We start from the raw sequence: 9,677 nt of genomic DNA, 5'->3' as shown, positions 1-9,677 counted from the left end.
GCTCGGCCACCCACGCCACTCAGCCGGCCGCCTGCACAGCAGCCACCGGCGTCGCGCTGCGCAAAACCTCCAGCGCAAGCAGCCGGAACAGCACCGGCAGCCGGTACCGCCCCCGGGCCGGCGCGGCCTGCAGTAGTCCCGCGTCGACGAGGGCTTCGAGGGACTCCTCGGCCTGTTCGAGCGCCATCTGCCCGGCCCGGGCCGGTCCACCGGCGTCGAACTCGGCCTGAGGCAGCCGGGCCACCCGCATCAGCATCCGGCGGCTGTCGGGGTCCAGGGCCCGGTGCGCGGCGCGGAAGCTGTCGCGCAGGCCGGGGGCGAGGCTGTCGATGCGCCCGCGTTCGTCGCGCAGGTGTGCGGCAGCTCGCGGCAGGGTCCAGCCGCGGTGGAGAGCGATCCGCGTGCCGATCGTGCGCAGCACGACCGGCAGGTGGTCGCAGAGGGCCGCCACCTCGACCGCGTGCTCGAGGTGCTCCGCCACCTGGTCGTGTCCCGTGATGGTGCCGAGCAGGGCCACCGCCTGTTCGGGGGGCAGCGGCTCCAGCGTCAGCCGGGCGAGCCCGTCCAGGCCGGCCAGCCGGCTGCGGCTGGTGATCAGCACCTGGCTGCCCGGCGCCGCGGCGAGCAGCAGTCCCAGCTGGGTCTCGTCGGCCGCGTTGTCCAGCAGGACGAGCATCCGCCGACCGGCGATCAGCGACCGGTACAGCGCGGCGCAGTGCGCGGGGTGGGCCGGGACCCGGTCCGGCGCGATGCCCAGGGCGAGCAGGAAGCCGGTCAGGGCCTCGTGCGGGCCGGTGCCCGGGTCGGCCAGATCGGCGTAGAGCACGCCGTCCGGGAACCGGGCCGCGTTGCGGTGACACCAGTGCATCGCGGTGGCGCTCTTGCCGGCGCCGATCGGCCCGCTGAGAAGGACGGGCGGGCGGCCGCGGTCGCTCAGCGCGGTGATCCGGGCGCACTCATCGGCGCGACCGGCGAGCCGGACGGCGGCGGCCGGAAGCTGGGCCGGCCGCGGCACGGGAGCGAGGCGGATCCGGGCGGCCGGGACTCCGCCGGAAGGGATCGGGGCGGAAGGCGTCCACGGCCGATCCACGGAATTCGTCTCCGAAGAGGACAGACCGGCCGGCGGAAGGCCCGGAAGCGCCAGCCCGCCGGGTGGCAGATCGGGACACCACGGGCCGGGGTCGCGGTGGGCGGTCCGGGGGAGCGGGGTGGGTGGTTGGTCGGGATGCGACAGGTCGGGGTCGGGGTGGGCGGTCCGGGGGAGCGGGGTGGGTGGTTGGTCGGGATGGGCGAGCCGGGTGTGTGCCTGATCCGGGAGCGACATCCCGATGGGCGGCCGGTCGGGATGCGGCCGCGTTCCGGACAGGCGATCCCGGACGTCGCGGCCGGGCCGGGACGGCGACAGCGCGACCGGCTGATCCGGGCGCCCCGAACCGCCCGGCGCCGGCCGGATCCCCACCGGTCCCGAGACCTGGCGCAGCGGCTCGGCCGAACGCCCAGACGGCCACCGTCCCGGCCGCGACGGCGACGCCGGTGAGCGGCCGGGATGGGGTCGCCGGGCCGGCTGGGACCGCACCGGACGCGGGTACGCCGTGGTGGCCCGCGGCGGCCGAGTGTCCACCCGTCCCGGCGCGGCGGCGGCCCGCAGCTCCCCGGCGACGGCGTGCCAGCGCCGCGTCCAGGCCGCCTCGTCCCCGCCGCACGCGGTCACCAGGCCCAGCGTCACGCGCAGGGTCGGCAGGCTGAATCCGCTCGTCGCCGCGGACAGCACCGACGGCGAGAAGCCGGCCCGTTGCGCCAGCGCCCGGTAGCTGGCCCGGCCCGCGGCGTTCCGCAGCTCACGCAGTTCGACGGCGAACGCCTCCAGCGGGCCGGCGTCCGGGTCGAGTGGTCGTTCAGGTCGCCCCATGATGGTGTATCCCCCGTGTTTTGCAGAAACGTCTTTCCCGCCATTTCCGGGTCGCCTTTCGGCGCGGCCGGCGAACGGGACGGCTCTCCGCGCGAAGATCGCTGCCGCGCCCGTGGCGATGGCGGCTCGGAAGCGGATGTCCTGCCGGAACGATACCGAGATGCGTGGGGGGCAGCCACCGGGAAAGTGGTGCAGCGGCCACCTTGCGTGATCACGAAAGCCCCGGAAAAGGGGCGTTCGGGACGCGGAATGCCGGTGGAGGTGATTCATCGGGCCTGCGCAATGCGATTCCTAGAACCTCGTCTAACTGTCGGTTCCAGGACTGCTGTGCGTTTCCTGACAATGTCGTTCGCGGCTCGGGAATGACCGGCGAACGGCTCAGCTCAGCCGGTCCAGGATCTCGCGGCAGGTGCCCGGCCGGGCCCGGGCGAACGCCGTGCCCGCCCACAGGTTGAGCGCACCGGCGTCGCCGGCCCGCGCCGCGGCGGCCCGGATGGGCGCGGTCAGATGGTGCACGGCCGGATAGGCGACAGGCGCGTACGCGGAGTACGTGTCCGTGAACCGGTTCCGCAGCCCCCGGGCCGGCTGTCCGGTGAACGCCCGGGTGACCACCGTGGCCCCCGCGCCACCCAGCGCCGCGCGATGCGCCTCCTTCGTGCCCGCCTCGGCCGCGGGCAGGAACATCGTGCCCACCTGCACCGCCGTCGCGCCGGCGGCCAGCAGGCCCGCGACGTCCGCCGCGTCACCCACCCCACCCGCCGCCACCACCGGCACGGACACCGCCGCCCGCACCTCGCGCACCACGTCCGCCGTGCCGCGGTCACCGGTGTAGTCGCCGGGGCGGGTGGTGGCGGAGTGCCCGCCGGCGCTGCCGCCCTGGGCCACGAGCGCGTCGGCGCCCGCCGCCACGGCCTGTGCGGCCTCGTCGGCGTCCGTCACGGTCACCAGCACCGTGGACCCGGCCCGGCGCAGCGCCCGGACGACGCCCGCGTCCGGGATGCCGAACGTGAAGCTCACCCACGCGGGCACGGCGGCCCGGGCCAGCTCGATCTTGGCCGCGAAGTGGTCGTCGTCGTGCAGGCGCGGGGCCGGCAGCTCGACGCCGTAGCGGTGGGCTTCGGGCGCCAGGCGGGCGCGGTAGGCCTCGACCGCGGCCCGGTCGGGCGCCGACCGCGGCGGGACGAAGATGTTGAGGCCGTACGGCCGGCCCGTGCCCCGCAGCTCGCGCAGGTCGGCCTCGACGGCCGCCGGCGTCCGGTAGCCGGCGGGCAGGAACGCCGCCGCGCCGGCCTCGGCGGCGGCGCGCACCAGTGCGGTCGTGCTCACCCCGCCGGCCATCGGCGCGACGACGATCGACCGTCCACCATCGCCCAGCACACCGCCACTCTAGGCCGCGGGGCAGCGGTTGTTCACACCTTGGCGGTCCGCACCTCGCCGTAGCGGTGCAGCTGGTAGCCGGTGAGCACCCCGGCGACGGCCAGGACCGCGAGCAGGCCCACGGTCGCGACGGGGGAGAGGTCCAGCAGGACGACCACCAGCACCAGCGGTACGCCCGCGCCGGGCCAGAGCACCGCCCCGCGGACCCGTTCGCCGAGCTGGGCCTGCATGATCGCGGCGGCGAGCAGGTAGCCGGCGGTGGCGATGCCGAGCACCCACCGGGTCCCGGCGGTGAGGTGGTCGTCGGCGCCGTGCATGACCGCGTGCTCCAGCCCCACCGCGACGGCCGCCAGCGAGACCGCCAGCGGCAGGTGGATGTAGACGTAGAAGTCGTGCACGCCGTGCTTGGTGACGTTGTCGCCCTCCGCGGCCAGCCGCCGTTTCGCCGCGCCGCCCGACAGGTCGAAGTAGATCCACCACAGCGCCGCCGCCACCACGAACGCGAAGCCGGCTGTCAGCGCCACGGTGGGCTTCCACCCGCCGTCGTGCAGGCCGGTCACGACCGCCGCGACCGACTCGCCCAGCACCAGGATGATGAACAGTCCGAAGCGTTCCGGCAGGTGCTCCAGGTGCAGCGGGACGGCGTCCTTGAGCCGGGCCGCCGCGGTGGGCCAGGCCAGGTCCGCGAGGACGCCGACGCCCCAGAGCACGTAACGCGCCGGCTCGGGCACCGCCAGCGAGACCAGCCAGATCGCCGCGCCGAGCCCGTGCCCGATCAGGTACAGCCGGGCGGTCGAACGGGCCTTCGGCACGTGCCGCCAGGCGCGTACGTAGCCGGCCATCAGGGCGAACCGGATGATGACGTAGCCCACCACGAACCAGGGCGCGGAGGCGCCGTCGATCTTGTCCACCGCGGCCGCCATCGCCACCACCCCGGCCATGGCGGTCAGCGTGAGCAGGCGGAACACCGCGTCGTCGGTGTCGAACCGGTTGGCGTACAGGGTGGCGCTGGCCCACGCCCACCAGCCGACGGTCAGGACGGCGGCGAACACCATGGCGCCGTGCCAGGTCTCGTCCTTGGCCAGCACGTCGGCGCAGCGCGCCACGAACAGCACGAAGGCCAGGTCGAAGAACAGCTCCAGGCGGGTCGCCGAGCGGTTCGACTCCTGGTTGAGGTCGGGCGGGCGCACCGCCTCGAGCTGCTCGGCCTCCTCCTCGTCGAGGTGGCGGCGCTGATCGCCGTCGAGCCGGTCGTCCGCTCGGGTCATGGTGCCTCCAACGTCGGCCGGTCCTGGCGGTGCGCTGCCAGTACCCCCGGCGGGGCGCCGTCATGCCCGCGAGCGGGGCCGGTCACACATCCCGGCCCCGCCCGCCGCCGGATCAGTTGGATTCGACCGGCACCGGGTGCTCCACCGGCGCCGGCTCGGGGCCGCCCCGCTTGACGTCGCCGTGCCCGGGCCACCAGGCGGCGTGCCCGAGCAGCGCGGTGAGGGACGGCACGAGGAACATCGACATGACGAACGCCGACAGCAGGATGCCGGTCGCCACGGAGAACCCGATCTGCTGCAGGAACGACACCGGGGCCAGCGTCAGCACCGCGAAGGTGCCGGCGAGGATCAGCCCGGCCGCGGCCACGGACGGGCCGGCGTGCTGCACGCCGAGCGCCGCGGCGGCCCGGGGCTCGTTGCCGGCCCGGGCCTCCTCGCGCAGCCGGGCGATCATCAGGATGTTGTAGTCGGTGCCGATCGCCAGGACGAACAGGTACAGGATGATCGGCAACTGGAACGTCACCCCGGGCTTGCCGGCCGCGCCCTGGAACAGGTAGATCGCGGCGCCCAGCGTGGCGGCGAAGTTGAGCAGCACGGCCAGGACCAGGTAGAGCGGCGCGACGACGCTGCGCAGCAGCAGGGCCAGGATGATGGCGATGAGCAGGGCCGCGACCGGCAGGATCACCGAGAGGTCGCGGGTGTTGGCGGAGTTGATGTCCGCATAGATCGCCGTGCTGCCCCCGACCAGCACCTTGGTGCCGGGCGGGGCGGCGGCGTGCAGATCGTCGCGCAGGTGGTCGTGCAGCAGGGTGATCGCTTCGTTGGACGCGGGGCTGACGGTCAGCAGCAGGGAGTAGCGGGCCACCGTGCCGGCGGTCGCCTTGACCGGGGGCTGCACGCCGCCGACGCCCGACACCCGGGCGGCGGCCGCGGCGAACTGGTCCAGCTGGGCGGCCGTCAGCGCGCCGCCGTCCCGGGTGGTCAGGTACGCCTCGGTGGGGTCGAGGGCGCCCTGCGGGAACCCGCGCTGCAGGTCGGCCGCCGCCTTCGCCGACTCGGTGGTGCTCGGGAAGCCGGCCGCGAAGTCGTAGTCGGCCTTGAACAGCAGCGTCCCGCTGGCCAGGGCGATCAGCACCAGGCCGGAGGCGGCGGCCGCGACCGCCGGACGCCGGCCGAGCGCCGCGCCGATCCGGACGAACGCGGTGCCCGTGGGCTCGCGCCGCCACGCCTTCGACGGCCAGAACGTCGCCGGTCCGATGAGGCCGACCACGGCCGGGACCAGGGTGAGCCCGGTGATCAGCATGACGAAGACCGCGATGGCCAGGGCCGGGCCGAGCGACCCGAACCCGCCGAAGGTGGCCAGCAGCAGCACCAGGAAGGCGACGATGACCGCGGCGGCGGCCGAGGTGATCACCTCGCCGACCCGGGCCACCGCGTCCACCATCGCGGTCCTGGCGTCCACGCCGGCCCGCAGCCGTTCCCGGTAGCGGAACAGCAGGAAGAGGATGTAGTCGGTGCCGATGCCGTAGAGCACGATCAGCAGCAGCGTCTGCAGGCTCTGGTCGACGTTGAAGCCGAACAGCTTGCCGGCCGCCGCGATCAGGTTGGACGAGACCTGCAGGACGCCGCCCACGACCACGATGGGCAGCAGGGCGGCGATGGGACTGCGGAAGATGATCAGGATCAGCACGATGATCAGCGCGAGGGTGGCCGCCCCGACCACCGCGAACGCGGTGGTGAAGGTGTCGTTGTTGTCGACGATCTGGGCCACCTGCCCGGCGACGCCCGCGCTCAGCGCGGTGCCGGCCAGGTTGGACCGGATGGCCTCGCGGGTCTTCTGCACCGCGTCGATCTGGCCCTGGGCGTCGGTCGGGCGCGCGGTGACCGGTACGGAGATCAGCTGCACCAGCTTGTTGGGCGCGACGGCCTGCGGGCCGGTCAGCGGTTGACCGGTGCCGGGGATGTGCGCGCCGGCGATCGCGGTGGCCAGCGCGCCGACCCGGTCCTGATCGGCCGGCGTGAGGGCGGCGCCGTCGGAGCGTTTCACCACCACGACGGCGCTGGAGGTGGCCTGCTCCGGGAACGCGGTCCGGGCCAGGTCGATCGCCTGCACCGACTCGTAGCTGTCAGGCAGGAAGCCGCCCTGGTCACCGCTGGTGATGTCGGAGAGGCTGGGCAGCAGACCGATGATCAGGGCGGCGCCCACCAGCCAACCGCCGATGACCCACCAGGCCCGCCGGACGACGAACCTTCCCCATCTGTCGAACATCGACACTCCTTCGTTCCGGCGATCCTGCGGAGACGGCCGCGGCCAACGTATCGGCGACGATGATTGCCCAGCCGGCCCGTGAGGTCTACCCGTTTGTCGCGGTCCTGTCGATTCGCGGGCGACCGGGGACGGGGCACACAGGCCCGGCGGAGACGGTGTGGGCCGTGGCCATGTCATCGGTCCGTCATCCGGCCGTAACGTCCGTGACATCGATGACCGTCGAGGAGTGGAGGCTCCGATGGGTCCTTTCCGGCGGCTGGGCCGCAGTCTCGTCACCGTCCTGCTGGGGGCCGTCACCGCGGTGGCCGCGCCCGCGCCGGCGCTCGCCGCCGGCCTCGAGCAGGTGTCCGGGTTCGGCAGCAACCCCGGCAACCTGGCCATGTACCTCTACCGGCCGGACGCCCTGCCCGCCGGGTCGCCCGCCGTCGTGCTGCTGCACGGCTGCACCCAGAACGCCGCCGGCTACTTCGCCAACTCCGGCTGGCGCACGTTCGCCGACCGGTGGCGCTTCGCGCTGGTGCTGCCGGAGCAGCGGGCGGCCAACAACTCCAGCTCGTGCTTCACCTGGTTCCAGCCCGGCGACACCACCCGCGACCAGGGCGAGGCGCTGTCCGTACGGCAGATGGTGGACCGGGCCGTGACCGGCTACGGCGTGGATCCGGCCCGGGTGTTCGTCTCCGGGCTGTCCGCCGGCGGCGCGATGAGCGCCGTCATGCTGGCCACCTATCCGGACGTGTTCGCCGCCGGTTCGGTGGTGGCCGGGCTGCCGTACCGCTGCGCCACCTCGCTGAGCCAGGCGGGCACCTGCCAGCACACGCCGCCGGACCGGACCCCGGCGCAGTGGGGCGACCTCGTGCGCGCCGCGTACCCCGGCTACGGCGGGCCGCGGCCCCGGGTGGCGATCTGGCAGGGCCAGGCCGACTACACCGTGGTGCCCGCCAACGGCCTGGAGCTGCGTGATCAGTTCACCGACGTGCTCGGGGTCGCCGACCGGCCCACCTCGACCGGCGCCCTGCCGGCCGGGACCACCCTGGAGGTCTACGGCGCCGACCAGGTCCGGCTGTACCGGGTGGCGGGCATGGGACACGGCACGCCGGTCGATCCCGGGACGGCCGCGGACCAGTGCGGGACGGCTGCGGCGTACTTCCTGGACACCATCTGCTCGGCGTACCGGGACGCGGTGTTCTTCGGGCTCGGGGCGGACGCCGGCCCGGGCGAGCCGCCGCCGCCGGCGCCGGCCTGCGTGACGGCGACCAACTACGCGCACGTGCAGGCCGGCCGGGCCTACACCACCGGCGGCTACGCCTACGCGCGGGGCTCGGGCCAGCGGATGGGCCTCTACAACGTCTTCGCGTCCACCACGCTGTGCGAGAGCGCCCCGGCCTACTGGGTCATCGGCTGAGCGACCAGCAGGGGCGCGTCCGTGGCGGCGCGCACCTGCCGCGCCGTGACGCCCGGGGCCAGCTCGCGCAGGGCGAAGCCCGCGGGCGTCACGTCCAGCACCGCCAGGTCGGTGATCACGCGGTGCACGACCCGGCGCCCGGTGAGCGGCAGCGTGCACCGCCGCACCAGCCGGGCGGCGCCGTCGCGGGTGCGGTGCTCCATCAGCACGATGATCCGCCCGGCGCCGTGCACCAGGTCCATCGCGCCGCCCATGCCCTTGACCAGCTTGCCGGGCACCGTCCAGTTGGCCAGGTCGCCGCCGGCCGAGACCTGCATGCCGCCCAGGATCGCCACGTCCAGATGCCCGCCGCGGATCATCGCGAAGGACAGTGCCGAGTCGAAGTACGCGGCGCCCGGCAGCACGGTGACCGTCTCCTTGCCCGCGTTGATCAGGTCGGGATCCGCCTGCCCCGGGCGCGGGTACGGCCCCGTCCCGAGGATGCCGTTCTCGGAGTGCAGCACCACGTGCACCCCGGCCGGCACGTGCGCGGGCACCAGCGTCGGCAGCCCGATGCCGAGGTTGACGTACTGCCCGTCGGTCAGCTCCCGGGCCGCCCGCCCGGCCATCTGGTCCCGGGTCCACGCCATCACCGGGCTCCCGTCGTCGTCAGTTTCTCGATCCGCTTGTCGGCCGGGTCGCGCACGGCGACGACCCGCTGCACGAAGATGCCGGGCAGGTCGATCCGCCCCGGGTCCAGCTCGCCCGGCTCGGCCAGCCGCTCCACCTCGGCCACCGTGATCCGCCCGGCCATCGCGCACAGCGGGTTGAAGTTGCGGGCGCTGGCGTGGAAGACGAGGTTGCCGTGCCGGTCGCCCACCGCGGCCCGGACCAGCGCGAAGTCGCAGACGATGGCCTCCTCCAGCAGGTACGGCCGGCCGCCGAACTCGCGCACCTCGCGGGCCGGGGAGCCCAGCGCCACCGAGCCGTCGGCGTGGTACCGCCAGGGCAGGCCGCCGTCGGCCAGCGGGGTGCCGGCGCCGGCCGGGGTGTAGAAGGCCGGGATGCCGCTGCCGCCGGCGCGCAGGCGCTCGGCCAGCGTGCCCTGGGCGACCAGCTCCACCTCCAGCTCGCCGTGCAGGTAGCGGCGGGCGAACTCCCGGTTCTCCCCGACGTACGAGCTGGTCATCCGCGCGATGCGGCCGGCCGCGAGCAGCCGCCCGAGGCCCGCGTCGTCGACTCCGCAGTTGTTGGAGACCACGCGCAGGTCCGTGGCGGGCCCGGCCCGCAGGGCCTCGATCAGGTCGGCCGGTACGCCGCAGAGCCCGAACCCGCCCACGGCCAGGCTCGCCCCGGACGGCACGTCGGCGACCGCCCGGGCGGCACTGGTGACTGTCTTGTCCACGATTCCTCCTCGCGAGGCACCGTAAGCGCGCGGTTGATCACCACCTATGTGCGCGCCGCCTACAAACG

7 protein-coding genes are annotated in these 9,677 nt (G+C 74.5%); 1 reads left to right on the top strand and 6 read right to left on the bottom strand.

Going from position 1 to position 9,677, the window contains the following annotated elements; translation table 11 throughout:
* Positions 1-19 precede the first annotated feature (19 nt).
* The 4 genes from Ani05nite_RS13660 to Ani05nite_RS13645 all read right to left on the bottom strand — a co-directional run bounded on the left by Ani05nite_RS13660 (position 20) and on the right by Ani05nite_RS13645 (position 6,823).
* Positions 20-1,909 carry a helix-turn-helix domain-containing protein gene (locus Ani05nite_RS13660; protein WP_203768402.1) on the bottom strand — a complete coding sequence of 630 codons (1,890 nt, stop codon included), beginning with the start codon at positions 1,907-1,909 and terminating at the stop codon, positions 20-22.
* Between the two features lie 378 nt (positions 1,910-2,287).
* Entirely contained in the window at positions 2,288-3,286 is a 999-nt protein-coding gene (locus tag Ani05nite_RS13655; protein ID WP_239129855.1) for a nitronate monooxygenase, read from the bottom strand.
* A gap of 32 nt (positions 3,287-3,318) precedes the next feature.
* A complete protein-coding gene (locus tag Ani05nite_RS13650) occupies positions 3,319-4,554 on the bottom strand; it encodes a low temperature requirement protein A (RefSeq protein WP_203768401.1) in 1,236 nt (411 codons plus the stop codon).
* 112 nt (positions 4,555-4,666) lie between these two features.
* Positions 4,667-6,823, bottom strand: a complete 2,157-nt coding sequence (locus Ani05nite_RS13645; RefSeq protein WP_203768400.1) for an MMPL family transporter — start codon at positions 6,821-6,823, stop codon at positions 4,667-4,669.
* A 238-nt stretch (positions 6,824-7,061) separates the two neighbouring features.
* Here Ani05nite_RS13645 and Ani05nite_RS13640 point away from each other — a divergent pair, with 238 nt between their 5' ends.
* Positions 7,062-8,225, top strand: a complete 1,164-nt coding sequence (locus Ani05nite_RS13640; RefSeq protein ID WP_203768399.1) for an extracellular catalytic domain type 1 short-chain-length polyhydroxyalkanoate depolymerase — start codon at positions 7,062-7,064, stop codon at positions 8,223-8,225.
* On the opposite strand, the gene Ani05nite_RS13635 is transcribed toward Ani05nite_RS13640, so the two are convergent.
* A complete protein-coding gene (locus tag Ani05nite_RS13635; protein ID WP_203768398.1) occupies positions 8,207-8,854 on the bottom strand; it encodes a CoA transferase subunit B in 648 nt (215 codons plus the stop codon). The two genes, Ani05nite_RS13640 and Ani05nite_RS13635, sit on opposite strands and share 19 nt — an antisense overlap.
* Complete coding sequence (locus tag Ani05nite_RS13630; protein WP_203768397.1) at positions 8,854-9,609, bottom strand: CoA transferase subunit A; 756 nt, start codon at positions 9,607-9,609, stop codon at positions 8,854-8,856. Before Ani05nite_RS13630 ends, Ani05nite_RS13635 begins: the two co-directional genes overlap by 1 nt.
* Between the last annotated feature and the right edge of the window lie 68 nt (positions 9,610-9,677).

The sequence above is a fragment of the Actinoplanes nipponensis genome (genome assembly GCF_016862275.1).
GTDB lineage: Bacteria > Actinomycetota > Actinomycetes > Mycobacteriales > Micromonosporaceae > Actinoplanes > Actinoplanes nipponensis.
Note: the sequence above shows the minus strand (reverse complement) of the source record. Positions and strands in the feature narration are given on the sequence as shown.

Excerpts from the sequence above, each read along its gene's own strand:
- Ani05nite_RS13645 (WP_203768400.1), bottom strand. The coding sequence starts at position 6,823 with ATGTTCGACAGATGGGGAAGGTTCGTCGTCCGGCGGGCCTGGTGGGTC.
- Ani05nite_RS13640 (WP_203768399.1), top strand. The coding sequence starts at position 7,062 with ATGGGTCCTTTCCGGCGGCTGGGCCGCAGTCTCGTCACCGTCCTGCTG.
- Ani05nite_RS13635 (WP_203768398.1), bottom strand. The coding sequence starts at position 8,854 with ATGGCGTGGACCCGGGACCAGATGGCCGGGCGGGCGGCCCGGGAGCTG.
- Ani05nite_RS13660 (WP_203768402.1), bottom strand. The coding sequence starts at position 1,909 with ATGGGGCGACCTGAACGACCACTCGACCCGGACGCCGGCCCGCTGGAG.
- Ani05nite_RS13650 (WP_203768401.1), bottom strand. The coding sequence starts at position 4,554 with ATGACCCGAGCGGACGACCGGCTCGACGGCGATCAGCGCCGCCACCTC.